Below are 14,103 nucleotides of genomic sequence, written 5' to 3' on the forward strand. Positions count from 1 at the left end.
AATTATTGCCTCTACAGCCATCATGCGATAATCTGTTATAAAATGGAAGGTGGAAATCATGTATATTGATACTTTACTCCATACCATTGAGGAAGGAGGGCTCTTTAGTTAACCCATAAACACAAAAATCCGCGATGCCCGCGGATCTTCGACTCATTTATTACCACTTGCAGCAAAAAGTTCAACTTCATTCTCAACGGCTCCTCACGAAAATGAGTATGCTCACTGCCCATTCTTCCATCCATCACAATCTGGAGCGACTTTTCGACGGTTAATATTTCAATTGTAGCATAGGCTGCTCGCGTGGAATGTCGAAATCCTTTATATTTTACTCATAAATCCCCTTCGCATCCCGTGGCAAGCTCCTTACCTGCTTTAGATACCCCGTCATGTTCGTATCGTCATCCATCGGATAAGTGTAGCCCAAACACTCGGCCCCCTCTTGCGCCAAGGTCCGAAACAAGGTACAGGACACGAATATTGCATCCCACAGATGTTCATAGCCGGCATCGCTATAGGTTTGTTTATACATCTCCCAATAAGCTTGAGGAAGATACGCTTTGAAATATTTCCCCATCTTTCCTGAGGAAACCTGAAAATCATGCCGGGTCCCAATCCACCATGAAACCATTTCATCAAGGGTTTTCCTGATTACGCCTTCAAACATTTGCTTGGCATAAGGCAATTCGTCCCGCCAAATTCCTTTTGCAACGTTTTGCTGGCACCACCAAAAATTGTTGCAGCAGCTCAAAAACTGCCCTTCCTCCGGCTTTCGGACGTGGTAATCGATATCGGTCGGATCGGGTATAACCGGCAGATAGCCGTCCTTATCCAATAATGGAACGGTAAGCTTATCCTTGGTATAGCCATCTAGCATACATTCCTTCGTTTCAATATGCAGGTCGATCCGATTTCCGTCGGTAAAAAGCATCAAATACCCGTAAGACTGGTCAAAATTCATGGTCTTACCTGTAAGCCAATCATTTTTATCCGGCTCCTGAAGCATTAGCAACTCCCCAAATTGATGGATCCACGCTTCATCTTTAATAAAAGAGGCCGTTTCCGTCACGACATACACAATATCATAATCCTGGAACATATCCTTTGGGGCATGGGGATTGGTTCTGGAGCCGTTCATATAGACAGCCCGTATCCGTTCATCCTCTTGAGCCGTCCCTATAATTAAATCAAACATCTCTTGCTCGCTTCTCAAGACCGCTCACCTCTCTATCTTACTGGCCGCGAATCAAAAAGGAGCCGCCTGCAGAGCACGCTCCTCCCGTACCATAGCTTTTCCTATTCGTTAGTCCCGGCTTTCAATAAGAGCTCTTCTATCAAGATACCATTAATTTTTAGTCCCTTAATATTGCAATTTATAAGATCTACATTGGATAGATTACAATCTACAATGGCGCTGTTAGGAATATTTAAATTTTGGAGAGTAATCGGCTGCTCCGCCCCTGCATTACGAATCGCGATTCCGCTAATATTAGCCCCGTCAATTTCCAGATTCGTTAAATTAGCGTCGCTTATTTTCCCGTTAACCATGTTCATATCGTTAAAGTAACAGTGCTTAAGATCGGCATACGTAACTTTTACATGAGGAAGGGAAATATCATGGAATGTAACACGTTCAGCTCTGCAGTCGATAAATTCCGATTCTGAAATATTACTATTTTTCACCAGCAGCTTTTGTTTTGGTTCCCGTTTATCGATAATTTCAATGATTTGTTCCACCATCTTTTCATCAACCTCATTCTCTCAGGAATATGAACCTTGTTTTCTAGCAATCATGCTGGACTCATCAGTTCTTTGGTATAAAGCAGGTAACCCCGCCATGGATACAGATAGCCTCAACATCGGTGATTCGCTGGACTTCACACTGTTGCTTGGCTTCAAAATCTTGTATTCTCTCTTCGATGTTCTTCTCATGAGGGAATTTATCTTCTCTGCCGTAATGAGGGAAGACAATCTCATTATTCAAGTGAAGCGCGGTGAGATCGGTTAAACCAACCTGATTCATATAAGGGGTAAAGTGGTCGACAATGTGAATATCCGGTCCTAAAGCAAGCGTACCCGCGCTGATTCCCATAAGAACTTTGCCTTGGCTGCCGAGCTCTTCAATGATCCTGTCCGATCCGCTTACTCTAAGATGATGCAGCAGGTAAAAAGGATTTCCGCCGCCCAAGCATATCACGTCATACTCTCGTAACCGTTCAGCATCCTCAAATTCAATGTCCAAAAAATCTACTCTTTGAAACCCCATGTTCTCCAAAGCTTGTTTAGCTTTGACATTCGGCCGGGCCTGGGACCTTAACTGGACAGCAGCAGTGGTAATTATTACGGCAGTCGATTTCAGCGGGCTTTGATCCAACAGGCGAAGGAAGGCTTCTGTTATATGCGGTGTTGTAAATCCGGCCGAGGTTAGCAGCATTTTCCTCATGCTTCTACCCCCGATTCTAGCTGCTGGAATAGTTTGGCGGTATTTCATTTACGGTTGAGACCAAACCGTCTATACTATTTTCAATGCAAATAAAAAGAGGTGGCATCATGACAACTATTTATGATTTTACAGTGCGCAAATCGAATGGAAACCGGATTCCATTATATGAATTCGAAGGAAAGCCCGTTGTGATCATCAACACAGCAAGCAAATGTACATATACTCCGCAATTTGCCGACCTGCAGCGACTTTACGATCAATACAGCTCATCCGGCGTAGAGTTTATCGGGTTTCCGTGCAATCAATTCGGCGAACAGGAGCCCGGCACCAATCAGGAAGCGGAAGCCTTCTGTCAAATCAATTATGGAGTAAAATTTCCGATCTTCTCGAAGATCGAAGTCAACGGTCTTCATGCACACCCTTTATTCGATTACTTAAAACAAGCAGCCCCATTCAAAGGCTTCGATGAAACCAATATCAATGCCAAGCTGCTAAAAATGATGATCACCGAGAAAAATCCGGAGTGGCTCTCAGGGAACTCGATCAAATGGAATTTCACCAAATTCCTGATTAATAAAGAAGGACAAGTTGTGGAAAGATTCGAGCCGAGCGACGAAATGGACTTGCTCTCGCGTAGTATTGAAGCGCAGTTGAACAGCTGATTTGTGGTGAGGTCAGTCGAAATGATAGTATTCTTAATAGTCAGGGCATCCGGTCACAACGATCGGGTGCCTTCGTTTCTTTATTCTGCTCTCTCTTTGTTATCCGTTTTTATTTCCAGAACCGAAGCCGGTCACATAGCCATCCAAGTCTCGAATGGAAAAGTCCTTCCAAGACCCCCAATCGTACTCGGTCACCTTAGGTTCGGTGTCGATGATGGCACCGTTGGTTTTTAGTTCAACGAATAAAGCATCCAACTCGTCATGGTTTCTCACATATGCGTATGTATTCCAAGTTCCCTTATTTGGCCTGACATCATCCGTACTTTGAGCCTGAATTAATTTGAAGCCTAAACCGAAATGATCTCGAATGGCCCAGTGCTCATTCACCTCACACCCCAAAGCTTCCTCGTAATATTTCTTGGATTGTTCCAAATCGGAAACGAGCAGGACTGTCAGGGAATTTTCAATTCTTGCTTTGACTGTTTCGGACATGAAGCTATCACACCTCCACTAATTTCACCCAAATAAAGCCCACCAAATTGGAATATTATGAATAATTCTCCACTTATCATACCGTACATTTGTTCGCTTGTAAATATTATCCTTTTAAGGTAAGCGTTTCACGTAAGCGCTGGATGTCTCTAATAGGGGGCAAACCAAACATACGGGCATATTCACGACTGAAATGCGAGGGACTCTCGTAGCCCACCCGAAAGGCCGCCTCGCCAGCTTCTATCGTATCGGTAAGGAGCAGCCGGCGTGCCTCCTGCAGTCTGATCTGTTTTTGGTATTGTATCGGGCTCATCCCGGTTACTTCCTTGAAATAATCATAAAAGGACGAGGTACTCATACGAGCCTCCGCTGCCAATTCATCCACCCGTAAGGGGAAAGCGAAGTCGCGGTTCATCCGCTCAACTACCTTTGCTATCCTCTGAGCATGGCTGCCGATTAAAGCAAACTGCTTAAGCGCAGCGTTTGATTCATTTTGGAGAACCCGGTAAATGATTTCGCGGATGGCATACGGCGCAAGCACAGGAATATCCTGGGGCGCCTCCAGCAGCTTGACAAGCCGCAGCACGGCATCGAGCAGCGTATCGCTCATCCGGCTTACCACCAGGCCTCGTCCGGGGTCGCGTTGGGATGCTAATACAGGTTCGGAGGCTTGAATAACATCGAGGATCTGGTTCATATCAAATTGTAATTGTAGGCTCAAATACGGAGCAGCCTGTGCAGCCTCTATGACTTGTCCTGTTATGGGCAAATGCACGGACGCTGTTAAATAGCTGCTCGGATCATACCGGTAGCTCTCTTGTCCCAATATGACAACCTTCGAGCCCTGTGCCACGATACACAAGGACGGCTCATAGACGGAATAGACCGGTTCGGATAACCGGGACGTGCGAATAAAACGCAAGGCGGGAATCTGCGTCTCATGCGTACCGTCATGTTTTGTGAAATGCTCGATTATGCGCACCAATTCTTGTGATCGTTTAACGGACCATTCATCCATCATTTCTCCCCCCGTTCATCCAGCTCATGATCCTAACTCTATAATCTTTTGGAGGATTAGGCAATTGCAGCGTATCATCCGGCTACCGCCCTTCTTTCAATTGGAGCCATAATGAGTTTGTAAGAAGCAGGTCAGCCAGGATTCCCAATCGGAAGGAGAAGATGATAATGAACAACGGCAACACCAATCCGCATCCCTACGTCGGCATGTGGGTGACAAAGGATGGATATATCCGGCACGAGCTGCTGCCTAATGGTAGATATGACGAAGCCCGCGGCAGCCGCAAGAGCGCCTATCAAGGGAGCTATACCATTGTAGGCGATCATATCGAATATGTTGACGATACAGGGTTTACCGCCGACGGCGATTTTCGGGAATCGGTACTTTACCACGCGGGTATGGTGCTCTATCGGGAAGAGCAGCGGAAATAACAATTAAGTATACGGAAGTCTATTAGGAATGATAAAAGGAGAGATGCATAATGTCGGCTATAAAAGGTAAAGTTGTTGTCATTACAGGGGCAAGCAGCGGGATAGGAGAAGCGACAGCACGCTTACTCGCCAGCCATGGCGCCCATGTCGTTATTGGCGCCAGGCGATTGGAGAGACTGGAAGCACTGGCATCCGCCATACATGCAGAAGGAGGCTCTGCAGTGCATCAACGGCTGGACGTGACCGAAATGGACCAGGTGCAGTCGATTATCGAATGGCACTGAGCCGGTTCGGACGCGTCGATGTCATATTGAACAATGCCGGCGTGATGCCGCTCTCGCTCTTGGAGGCCTTGAAGATCGATGAATGGAACCGCATGATCGACGTCAAAATCCGCGGCGTTCTCCACGGCATTGCTGCCGGGCTTCCCGTCATGCAAAAGCAAGGCTTCGGCCACTTTATCAACGTGGCTTCCATTGGTGCTTATGCGGTTTCTCCGACTGCGGCGGTATACTGCGCTACCAAATACGCCGTTCGGGCGATTACCGAAGGCTTGCGGCAGGAAGTCGGACGCGACATCCGCGTGACACTCGTTTCACCGGGTGTCACGGAATCCGAGCTCGCTGAGAGCATAACGAACGACGAGGCGAGGCTGCTGATGAAAGAGTATCGGCGTGATGCTATCCCGGCGTCCGCCATAGCCCGCGCAATAATGTATGCCATGGAGCAGCCGGCCGAAGTCGATGTAAATGAACTCGTTGTCCGGCCAACGGCTCAGCTTGCTTGAAATGTAGAAAGCGTAATACTAATCTTGTAAAAAACATGACAGCCGCTCATTCCTCGAGATGAGCGGCTGTCTTTGTGTTTTCACACGGTGTTTTTCAGTCCTTTTGAAAGAGTTTTGAAACAAAACAAGCTCTTGTCTGACGGCAAATACTATGACACGTAGGTTATGGGAAGAATTAATGTTGGATCCCACTTTCATGAGTCATGAAAAAGTAACGGTTTTTGTTAGAACATCCAACACCCGGGTTCGCACATCGTTCTTGGAAACGAAGACTGCCTCTCCGTTGGCATCAAAGCAGTAAGCAATAGGTATGGATACGTCGCTGCCTCTGAAAGAGCCGTCGGCGTGACTCGTACCGATAATCATAGTGTTGTAAGCAACAGCGATCTTGCGGGCTTCATGAATCCATTCGTCGAACTGTTCCTCGCTGAACATTCCTACTCCGATGGGATGGACAATGAGGTCGATGCCGCAGGTATCTTGACCAGCCACTCCTTGCCTGACCAGCTCATCGCATAAAATGTGACCTATCTTCAGACCCTCAATCGATATAAAGGCTGTCTGGCTGTATTTGATCCGATCCAACACGATATCGCCGGAACGGTTAATAAGAATGGCTCTGTCCTTCGGACTCTCATTCAGCCTTCTATAGCCTCCAATGAGTATCTTGCTGTACTTCTTCGCCAAGCTGCATGCTTGCTGCACATTTTCATTCAAATAGCCTTCCGGAAAGATCACGCCGTCAATGGACGGATGGTCTCTTAGCTCATTCTCCAGTTGAACAATGGTTTTCTCAAGCTTGGGCTGCATAAGTAAAAGCTTCATTTGAACCTCCGGATCGAATTCTAATTTTTACCCCCGACCATTATTTCAACACCTTACACTCATTTCCTTTGTTAGGGTTAACCGATTTACCAAGTAAGAACAAAACCTTTCAATAACTTACTAAATTTGATATACTATAAAAAAATGAGTAAATTATAAATCAAGAAGGAGGCGACAAACCTATGTCCGATCAAGCAAATTTCATGGAAATAGGAATCAGCACGTTTTTGGAAGCTACACCGGACCCGGTAACCGGGAAGACTATAAGTCATGCCGAACGGCTGCGCAACGCGGTCGAGGAGATCGTACTGGCCGATCAGGTCGGGCTGGACGTCTATGGGGTCGGCGAGCATCATCGGGCCGACTACGCCGCAAGCTCACCAGCTGTTGTATTGGCGGCTGCCGCCGCAATGACCAAGCGGATCAGGCTCACGAGCGCCGTTACCGTGCTGTCCTCGGACGACCCGGTACGGGTATATCAGGCCTTCTCCACCCTGGACGGCATTTCCAACGGCCGCGCCGAAATTATGGCAGGGCGGGGATCGTTCATCGAGTCGTTCCCGCTGTTCGGATACAGCCTGGACGATTACAATGAGTTGTTCGAAGAAAAGCTGGAGCTTCTGCTGGCCATCAGAGAATCGGAGAAGGTAACCTGGCGCGGCGGTCATCGCCCCGCTATCCGTGATCTGGGCGTCTATCCTCGTTCCGTGCAAAATCCGCTGCCGGTCTGGATTGCAACTGGAGGAAGCCCGGAATCCGCCGTCCGCGCAGGGATGCTAGGTCTTCCGGTAGCCTTTGCCATTATCGGAGGCATGCCCGAGAGCTTCGCTCCGCTGGTCGAGCTGTATAAAAAGGCTGCTGTTCAGGCCGGACACGACCCTGCCAAGCTGCAGATAGCAACCCATTCTCATGGATTCGTCGGAGAGACGACGGAGCAAGCAGCCGATTTATTTTTCGCGCCTACGCAGGCCCAAATGAACGTCATCGGGCGTGAACGGGGATGGGGGCAGAATTACAGCCGCGCCACGTTTGATGCTGCCCGCAGCCTTCGGGGTGCGCTGTATGTCGGCGATCCTGAGTACGTTGCGGAGAAAATCCTTTTACTGCGCAAAAACCTGGGAGTCACCCGGTTCTTCCTGCATGTCAATGTAGGCACGATGCCGCACCGCGAAGTACTGCGCGCCATCGAGCTGCTGGGTACGAAAGTCGCGCCCATCGTACGTAAAGAGCTTGCCCGGATCGAATCCGAGAAGTAAGCTCATCACGGCTATATCGTAAAAAGAGTGCGAACTCCATCCGGGGTTGGCACTCTTTCTCTTTGACGGGACGCGTCTCCCGTAATACGATAAGTAGAATGAGGCACTAAATCGTTTTAATAGAAAAAGCCGGTGATCCCGCCACCGCTATGGCTTACAATAGAACGAGGTTAATAGACAAACACATAAAGCAAAAAAGGAGAATTGTTATGTCCGACCCTCTCAAGTTTACGGAATCATCCCCCGGCGGCAGCGGCCTTAATCTGCAATCGGAGTGTGATCGCTGCTTCGGCTTGTGCTGTGTCGCGCTCCCTTACGCTGCGTCGGTCGACTTCGCGAAGGATAAAGACGCCGGGCAGCCCTGTTCGAACCTGCAGCCGGATTTCCGCTGCGGCATTCACTCGAGCCTCAGGCAGCAGGGCTACCGGGGCTGCACGGTTTATGAGTGCTTCGGCGCTGGCCAGCACGTTTCCCAGGGTACCTTTGGCGGACAGGACTGGCGCCAAGCACCCGAAACGGCAAAAGCCATGTTCGAGGTGTTCCCGATCATGCGTCAGCTTCATGAGCTCCTCTCGTATTTAACCGAGGCGCTGACGCTGCAAGCCGCTGCACCGATCCGCGATGAGCTCCGGCAGGCGTTCGAAGAGACGGAACGTCTTGCCTGTCTCGATCCCGGCTCCATCCTGGAATTGGACGTTCACGCCCACCGGGCGGAGGTCAACGTTCTGCTCCTTAAAGCCAGCGAGCTTGCGCGCGGCGAGGCGCTTCGATCTCACAAGGGATCCTCAGGCCGCAAGAAGACCTACGGCCGGGGAGCCGACCTCATCGGCGCCAAGCTGAAGGGTGCCGATCTTAGAGGCGCCAACTTAAGAGGAGCCTACCTTATCGCCGCCGACTTAAGAGGCGCCGATCTCAAGGCAGCCGACCTTATCGGAGCCGACCTCCGGGATGCCGATCTGAGGGGTGCTGATCTTACCGATTCTATTTTTCTAACGCAATTCCAGATTAACGCAGCGAAGGGCGATGTCCATACGAAGCTGCCACGATCGCTTACTCGCCCCGCGCACTGGTCTGCCGGGAATTGATTTATTAGCGCTCCTTTTACTTCTTACTAGTTATGGAGCGCTCATTTCTATCCTTTTATCTCCACTAATCTGACAGTCCGGCTTGCAGGGCCAAGTCTTTCCCCCGGTACGAACCCACCTTAATAACTAATGACATGCCCTTCCCGTTTAAAACATTCCAACATGGGAAAAAGTGTATAATATCATACACTAACATGAGGTTACCCATGCCGAAATTCCCATTCCTCAACCGGAACGACCAGCCCCAGCCCCCAGCAAACAACAAAACCGGCAACGATGAGCATCAAGAACCGTTCGAGGACGTCGACCGCCCCTTAGAGGAGCGTTTGGCCTGGATACGTATGCAGCTGACCGACAATTCCGATGTGGCTTATCACACCTTTGTCGCCGGACCGATGATCCCTTGCGCCATTGTGTATTTGCGCGGCATGGTCGATTTGAAAGTCCTGCAAGAAGACGTGCTGAAGGTTCTTTTCCGCATGGATGCGGCGGATGCCGATGAATTTCGCATGCAGCTATTTGACCGGAAACAGCTGTCCATTTCGGATTTTCGCTGGTTGTCTACGCTGTCGGATGGAATTGCATCGGTCTTGGACAGCAAAGTGATTCTTCTTGTTGACGGCGAGCACACGATTATTGAGCTCCCTATGGCAAAACATGAAAAACGGGCCATAGATGAACCCCCTAACGAGCCCGGGATCCGGGGACCGCGCGAAGCCTTTATCGAAGACTTAAGTACTAATTTAACGTTAATCCGCAGGCGGTTGAAGACTTCGAAATTCAAAACGGAGAACATGCGGGTCGGAGCTTTGTCCAAGACCCGAGTCGTCATTGCCTACATTGACGGGCTGTGCAAGCCCGAGCTTCTTGAAGAAGTGAAATACCGGTTATCGAAGATCGAGATTGACGGTGTATTGGGCAGCAGCGTCGTTGAGGAATATTTGGACGATACCCCCTTCTCCCCTTTCCCGCAGCTGCAATATACGGAACGGCCTGATATTATGGCTGCTGCACTGCTCGAAGGACGTGTGGCGATTATCGTCGACGGGTCGCCGATAGCGCTCATTGCCCCCGTCACGCTCATGATGCTGCTGCAATCCTCCGAGGATTATTACCAGCGGTTCGTCGCTTCCACATGGATCCGATGGATTCGCTATGTGTTTCTATTCGTGTCTTTGCTGCTGCCGTCGACCTATGTTGCCATAACGACCTTTCATCCGGAGATTATTCCTTCGAAGCTGCTGTTAACGGTTATGTCCTCCAGGGAGATTGTTCCTTTTCCCGCGCTCATCGAGGCCTTCATCATGGAAATCTCTTTTGAGGCGCTGCGGGAAGCAGCAATCCGCATTCCGAAGTCCATCGGCCAAGCGGTATCGATCATCGGGGCACTCATCATCGGCACGGCGGCAGTGGAGGCGGGAATTGTGTCGGCGGCGATGGTCATTATCGTCTCGTTGACCGGCATTGCCTCTTTCATTAGCCCGCACTACGACCTAGGCTTGTCCTTCCGGCTTCTGCGCTTTCCGATCATGATTTTGGCGGGTCTGTTCGGCCTGTTCGGCATCGCCTGCAGCTTGCTGTTCCTTTACATTCATCTCATTAATTTGCGATCGTTCGGGGTAGCCTATTTGTCCCCCATCACTCCTTTTGTGCCGAGCGATTTGAAGGATACTTTGGTTCGAGCGCCTTGGTGGCTCATGAATAAACGGCCGAAGCCATCCAGCACAAAGAACGAGATGAGGCAGCGCAAAACGGGGCGTAAATGGTCGTATTCAGAGGAGGAGAGCGAGGATTAAGACTACATGTTCCATACATTTCCTTCGTTTGTCCATCGGTCTGCTCTTGTTATTAGTGCTTAGCGGCTGCTGGAATTCCATTGAGCTGAATGACCGCGCGTTTGTAAAAATGATCATGATCGATAAAGCCGAATCCGGAATGGAAGTAACGCTCGCCTTCCCTTTGCCTAACCGTCTCATTCCCGGACAAGCCGGAGGCTCCGGCGGACAAGGACAAAACCCTTTTACTTACGTGTCCAAAAAGGGACGCGATATCGGTGAGGCTTATCGTTTTATTCAATCGGATTTGTCCCGCAAAATAACATTCGGCCAGACAACGGTCATCATCATCGGGAGCGCTTTGGCCAAGGAAGGAATCCAGCCTATTCTCGAATTTGTCGCGCGGGAACCGCGGTTTCACATTAATGCAGCCGTGTTCGTAGCGCCGGAAAAGGCTCAGGCGATAGCCGCGGTACCGATTGTTTTCGAGCGATTTCCCTTCGATATCCTGGTTGCTTACAGCAAGCAGCATCTCACCGTCCAGACGACGGTAAAGGATTCTCTTATGGCCAGCTTTGTAGGGGGAGATATGTTAATACCAATGCTTCATTTTGAAACGAAAACGATACCTACCGAAAAACAAAGCATTATGAAATGGATGGGCACTGATGGAGCAGCCATATTCAAACAAGGGAAAATGGTAGCCGAGCTGAATACGAACGAGATGCGCGGTGCTTTATGGATTCAGGAGACGATCAAGGATTCGGAGATCACCGTTCCGTCTACCAAAGACGGCAAGGAAGTAAGCTTTATCGTCAAAAATAACCACACTACGATCAAGCCGGTAGTTTCCGGCGATCAAATCACAATGAACATTTACACTAAGGCGGATGCCGATCTTATCTCCTCGGAGTCCGATATTAACTTCAAGGATGGGAAGCAGCGGGCTATTCTGGAGAACGACCTTGCTAGACTTGTCGAAGACCGCATGTCCAAAGCCATTACGAAGTCGCAAGGAGCAGGGGCAGATGTATTTCAGTTCGGCAATCATATCGACTGGAACTACCCGCACAAATGGTCCGAGATTGAATCGCAATGGCGTACTATCTATGCCAAGAAGGTCAAGTTTAACATTCAGTCCCGAATTGTTATTAAGCATTTAGGCACGGAGAAAAATCCTCTGCGGATACGGAACAACACGAGAACGGAGGTTGGAGCGTGATTCTGATCGGAGTCGTGTTTGTTTACATTATCGGATTCGAGTGGTTTTATCTAAGAAGAAAGCAGCGAAAGCGCCGGACTATTCTTTTGGCGTTAGGAACCGCGTTCATTCTCTTTCTCGGGGAGGAAGCATTGTATTTTTTTAAAGAAGATTTTGCGATGGTGCGTGTGATTCAATACGTCTTCGGCCCCATTGAAACCCTGATCACGGGGGAAGGTGCGAATAAATGATTAACCAGTCGGGACGCGTAACCCAGCTGCAAATCTACATGCTATTTACTCAATACCTGTTTACAACCATGATCGGATTTTTGATGGGTACGTTGATCGAGAAAGGGGGCTATGCGGCGTGGTTGTCTCTGATTGCAGGCGCTGCAGGAGGCGTTTTCCTTACCTATATTTCCTATAGACTGGCGATCAGGCGGCCCACTCGATTTTTCGGTCATTACGGCCATACCATTATCGGAAAATGGCTCCATTATCCGCTCGTGGCTCTGATGATTTTCTCTTTCTTGTTCTCGGCAGCGTTCGTAATGAGAGAGCTTCAGGATTTCATCAGCGACGTTTATTTATCCAACACGCCGGCTTGGGCCGTCGCCTCCGTCTTCGGCATCTGTGTGGCTTACGCCGTACGTTCCGGCATAACCACTATTTTCCGGGCAGCTCAAGGCATCTTTTTCTTAAGCATCTTCGGCGTGCTAATCGTCCCTCTGTTCGTCGGTGAAGGAATGAATCCGGATATGCTGATTGCGCTGACGAATCATTTTAAACTGAAAGGAATATGGAGCGGCACTTATCTCGTGACGGCCCTTTACGGACAGATGAATTTCATCTTGTTCCTGCTCCCTTACTTTGCCAAGCCCGGTACAACGATGAGATCGATAGGATGGGCCGCAGCCACTTCGATATTCATTATTTTGACGCATATGATTCCAACGCTGTTAATATTCGGACCTCATTTGTCTGCGAATTTATTTTTTCCGGAGCTGGAGTTAATCAGCTATGTACGGATCGGGTCGTTTCTGGAAAATTTGGATCCCATCCTCATTTCCGTATGGTTGTCCAGCTTGTTCATCAAAATCAGCTTGTTCGTGTTCGTGTCCGTTATTGCGCTCACTCACACCTTCGGACTGCAGGACCATAAACCGTTCTCCTTCTCCATGACGGCCGCCATGATAACGTTATGCTTGCTCATGGCACGGACTGCTCCGGAGTTGTCCGAAGCGTTGAATCATGGCGAGATGACTTTTCTTATTATCACTGAATGCATCCCTATCGTTTATTTGCTTGTGGATCGGATACGGTTCCGTAAGCTGACAGACTCGGCATGACGGCATAGAGCCGTACAGCTTGCTGCACAGCTCAGAGACAAGCACACGTGCAAAAAGGGCAATGCAAACAAGCTGCCAGTGTCCCGGCAGCGAGCATGGTGAGATTCCATTGGAATTGAAGCAGCAGCGGGGTGTCCTTGGGCACTCTTCAGGCTGCATAGATTGGCACCCATCGGACTGGAAATCCGTTATTTCCTGAAATGACGCTGTTTTGGGAGTGCGATCGGACAGGGGGTCCGTTATTTACCAATTTCACCAGGAAAAACTGCGGTTTTGGGCAAAATAAAGGATCTGTTGTCCGATCACTCAGCAAATAGAGCCATTTTGGGTGCAATAACGGATCTGCGGTCCGCAGCAACTCAGCTCTCTTTTACGTTCTCTCAATTTGGCTCCACATCGTCACCATATCGATCCAGCCGCGATGCTCCGTAATCTTCCCGTCGACAACGCGGTACTGTCGGTACAGCGTCACATCGATCGTATTCCCAGTTGGCGCTTTGCCAAAAAACATCCCTTGATGCGTGCCTTTGACGTTCATCTTTACAAGCACCTTGTCGCCTTGAGCTAGGACGTCTTCCAGCGTGTAGCGCTTATCCGGGAACGCCTCGCCTATTTTTGCCGCAAATTGCTTCAAGCCTTCCTTGGACTGGTAAGAACGCTCCTGATAATCCGCTGACAAGAATTGCTCGGTGCATTCCATCTCATGCCGGTTCCAAAATGCTTCAATAAACGCCATCACCGTCTCCTTATTTGCCTGCTCCATTGTCTTCATCTCCG

15 protein-coding genes and 1 pseudogene are annotated in these 14,103 nt (G+C 49.2%); 9 read left to right on the top strand and 7 right to left on the bottom strand.

The genetic code is table 11. From position 1 onward, the window contains the following. Positions 1-328: 328 nt before the first annotated feature. From DVH26_RS31060 to DVH26_RS31070, 3 genes are all read right to left on the bottom strand, one after another. Entirely contained in the window at positions 329-1,213 is an 885-nt protein-coding gene (locus DVH26_RS31060) for an aminoglycoside 6-adenylyltransferase (protein ID WP_239629085.1), read from the bottom strand. An 83-nt stretch (positions 1,214-1,296) separates the two neighbouring features. Further along, a complete protein-coding gene (locus DVH26_RS31065; RefSeq protein WP_239629087.1) occupies positions 1,297-1,740 on the bottom strand; it encodes a pentapeptide repeat-containing protein in 444 nt (147 codons plus the stop codon). Positions 1,741-1,804: 64 nt separating this feature from the next. Further along, positions 1,805-2,443: a Type 1 glutamine amidotransferase-like domain-containing protein gene (locus DVH26_RS31070; RefSeq protein WP_239629088.1), complete on the bottom strand. Its 639-nt coding sequence runs from the start codon at positions 2,441-2,443 to the stop codon at positions 1,805-1,807. Positions 2,444-2,550: 107 nt separating this feature from the next. Here DVH26_RS31070 and DVH26_RS31075 point away from each other — a divergent pair, with 107 nt between their 5' ends. Then, the gene (locus tag DVH26_RS31075) at positions 2,551-3,105 is read left to right on the top strand and encodes a glutathione peroxidase (RefSeq protein ID WP_239629089.1); all 555 of its coding nucleotides are present in this window, start codon (positions 2,551-2,553) and stop codon (positions 3,103-3,105) included. Between the two features lie 99 nt (positions 3,106-3,204). On the opposite strand, the gene DVH26_RS31080 is transcribed toward DVH26_RS31075, so the two are convergent. Together DVH26_RS31080 and DVH26_RS31085 are read right to left on the bottom strand one after the other, a co-directional pair. Then, complete coding sequence (locus DVH26_RS31080; RefSeq protein ID WP_239629090.1) at positions 3,205-3,597, bottom strand: VOC family protein; 393 nt, start codon at positions 3,595-3,597, stop codon at positions 3,205-3,207. A gap of 106 nt (positions 3,598-3,703) precedes the next feature. Continuing rightward, positions 3,704-4,615 (bottom strand): AraC family transcriptional regulator, encoded by a 912-nt coding sequence (locus tag DVH26_RS31085; protein ID WP_239635550.1) that lies wholly within the window; start codon positions 4,613-4,615, stop codon positions 3,704-3,706. Between the two features lie 167 nt (positions 4,616-4,782). Between DVH26_RS31085 and DVH26_RS31090 the strand changes: the two genes are divergently transcribed. Both DVH26_RS31090 and DVH26_RS31095 read left to right on the top strand, forming a co-directional pair. Next, on the top strand, positions 4,783-5,046 hold the full coding sequence (locus DVH26_RS31090; RefSeq protein ID WP_239629092.1) for an Atu4866 domain-containing protein: 264 nt from the start codon (positions 4,783-4,785) through the stop codon (positions 5,044-5,046). Between the two features lie 50 nt (positions 5,047-5,096). Continuing rightward, positions 5,097-5,833, top strand: a pseudogene (locus DVH26_RS31095) (SDR family oxidoreductase). 201 nt (positions 5,834-6,034) lie between these two features. Here the strand turns inward: DVH26_RS31095 and DVH26_RS31100 are convergent. Further along, positions 6,035-6,658, bottom strand: a complete 624-nt coding sequence (locus DVH26_RS31100) for a hypothetical protein (RefSeq protein ID WP_239629094.1) — start codon at positions 6,656-6,658, stop codon at positions 6,035-6,037. Between the two features lie 203 nt (positions 6,659-6,861). Here DVH26_RS31100 and DVH26_RS31105 point away from each other — a divergent pair, with 203 nt between their 5' ends. The 6 genes from DVH26_RS31105 (at position 6,862) to DVH26_RS31130 (ending at position 13,326) form a co-directional block, all read left to right on the top strand. Continuing rightward, positions 6,862-7,914, top strand: a complete 1,053-nt coding sequence (locus tag DVH26_RS31105; RefSeq protein ID WP_379458859.1) for an LLM class flavin-dependent oxidoreductase — start codon at positions 6,862-6,864, stop codon at positions 7,912-7,914. Positions 7,915-8,123: 209 nt separating this feature from the next. After that, on the top strand, positions 8,124-8,999 hold the full coding sequence (locus tag DVH26_RS31110) for a pentapeptide repeat-containing protein (protein WP_239629098.1): 876 nt from the start codon (positions 8,124-8,126) through the stop codon (positions 8,997-8,999). Positions 9,000-9,205: 206 nt separating this feature from the next. After that, a complete protein-coding gene (locus DVH26_RS31115; protein ID WP_239629101.1) occupies positions 9,206-10,795 on the top strand; it encodes a spore germination protein in 1,590 nt (529 codons plus the stop codon). A gap of 55 nt (positions 10,796-10,850) precedes the next feature. After that, positions 10,851-11,996 (top strand): Ger(x)C family spore germination protein, encoded by a 1,146-nt coding sequence (locus tag DVH26_RS31120; protein WP_239635551.1) that lies wholly within the window; start codon positions 10,851-10,853, stop codon positions 11,994-11,996. Next, positions 11,993-12,226 carry a hypothetical protein gene (locus DVH26_RS31125; protein ID WP_239629103.1) on the top strand — a complete coding sequence of 78 codons (234 nt, stop codon included), beginning with the start codon at positions 11,993-11,995 and terminating at the stop codon, positions 12,224-12,226. Before DVH26_RS31120 ends, DVH26_RS31125 begins: the two co-directional genes overlap by 4 nt. Beyond that, entirely contained in the window at positions 12,223-13,326 is a 1,104-nt protein-coding gene (locus DVH26_RS31130) for a GerAB/ArcD/ProY family transporter (RefSeq protein ID WP_239629106.1), read from the top strand. Before DVH26_RS31125 ends, DVH26_RS31130 begins: the two co-directional genes overlap by 4 nt. 370 nt (positions 13,327-13,696) lie before the next feature. On the opposite strand, the gene DVH26_RS31135 is transcribed toward DVH26_RS31130, so the two are convergent. Continuing rightward, complete coding sequence (locus DVH26_RS31135; protein ID WP_239629108.1) at positions 13,697-14,098, bottom strand: ester cyclase; 402 nt, start codon at positions 14,096-14,098, stop codon at positions 13,697-13,699. Positions 14,099-14,103: the final 5 nt, after the last annotated feature.

It is taken from the genome of Paenibacillus sp. H1-7, from assembly GCF_022354825.1.
Classification (GTDB): domain Bacteria; phylum Bacillota; class Bacilli; order Paenibacillales; family NBRC-103111; genus Paenibacillus_S.

Bases quoted from the DNA above. Each gene is read 5' to 3' on its own strand.
- DVH26_RS31065 (WP_239629087.1), bottom strand. From the start codon at position 1,740: ATGGTGGAACAAATCATTGAAATTATCGATAAACGGGAACCAAAACAA.
- DVH26_RS31070 (WP_239629088.1), bottom strand. From the start codon at position 2,443: ATGAGGAAAATGCTGCTAACCTCGGCCGGATTTACAACACCGCATATA.
- DVH26_RS31075 (WP_239629089.1), top strand. From the start codon at position 2,551: ATGACAACTATTTATGATTTTACAGTGCGCAAATCGAATGGAAACCGG.
- DVH26_RS31080 (WP_239629090.1), bottom strand. From the start codon at position 3,597: ATGTCCGAAACAGTCAAAGCAAGAATTGAAAATTCCCTGACAGTCCTG.
- DVH26_RS31085 (WP_239635550.1), bottom strand. From the start codon at position 4,615: ATGGATGAATGGTCCGTTAAACGATCACAAGAATTGGTGCGCATAATC.
- DVH26_RS31090 (WP_239629092.1), top strand. From the start codon at position 4,783: ATGAACAACGGCAACACCAATCCGCATCCCTACGTCGGCATGTGGGTG.
- DVH26_RS31100 (WP_239629094.1), bottom strand. From the start codon at position 6,658: ATGAAGCTTTTACTTATGCAGCCCAAGCTTGAGAAAACCATTGTTCAA.
- DVH26_RS31105 (WP_379458859.1), top strand. From the start codon at position 6,862: ATGGAAATAGGAATCAGCACGTTTTTGGAAGCTACACCGGACCCGGTA.
- DVH26_RS31110 (WP_239629098.1), top strand. From the start codon at position 8,124: ATGTCCGACCCTCTCAAGTTTACGGAATCATCCCCCGGCGGCAGCGGC.
- DVH26_RS31115 (WP_239629101.1), top strand. From the start codon at position 9,206: ATGCCGAAATTCCCATTCCTCAACCGGAACGACCAGCCCCAGCCCCCA.
- DVH26_RS31130 (WP_239629106.1), top strand. From the start codon at position 12,223: ATGATTAACCAGTCGGGACGCGTAACCCAGCTGCAAATCTACATGCTA.
- DVH26_RS31135 (WP_239629108.1), bottom strand. From the start codon at position 14,098: ATGAAGACAATGGAGCAGGCAAATAAGGAGACGGTGATGGCGTTTATT.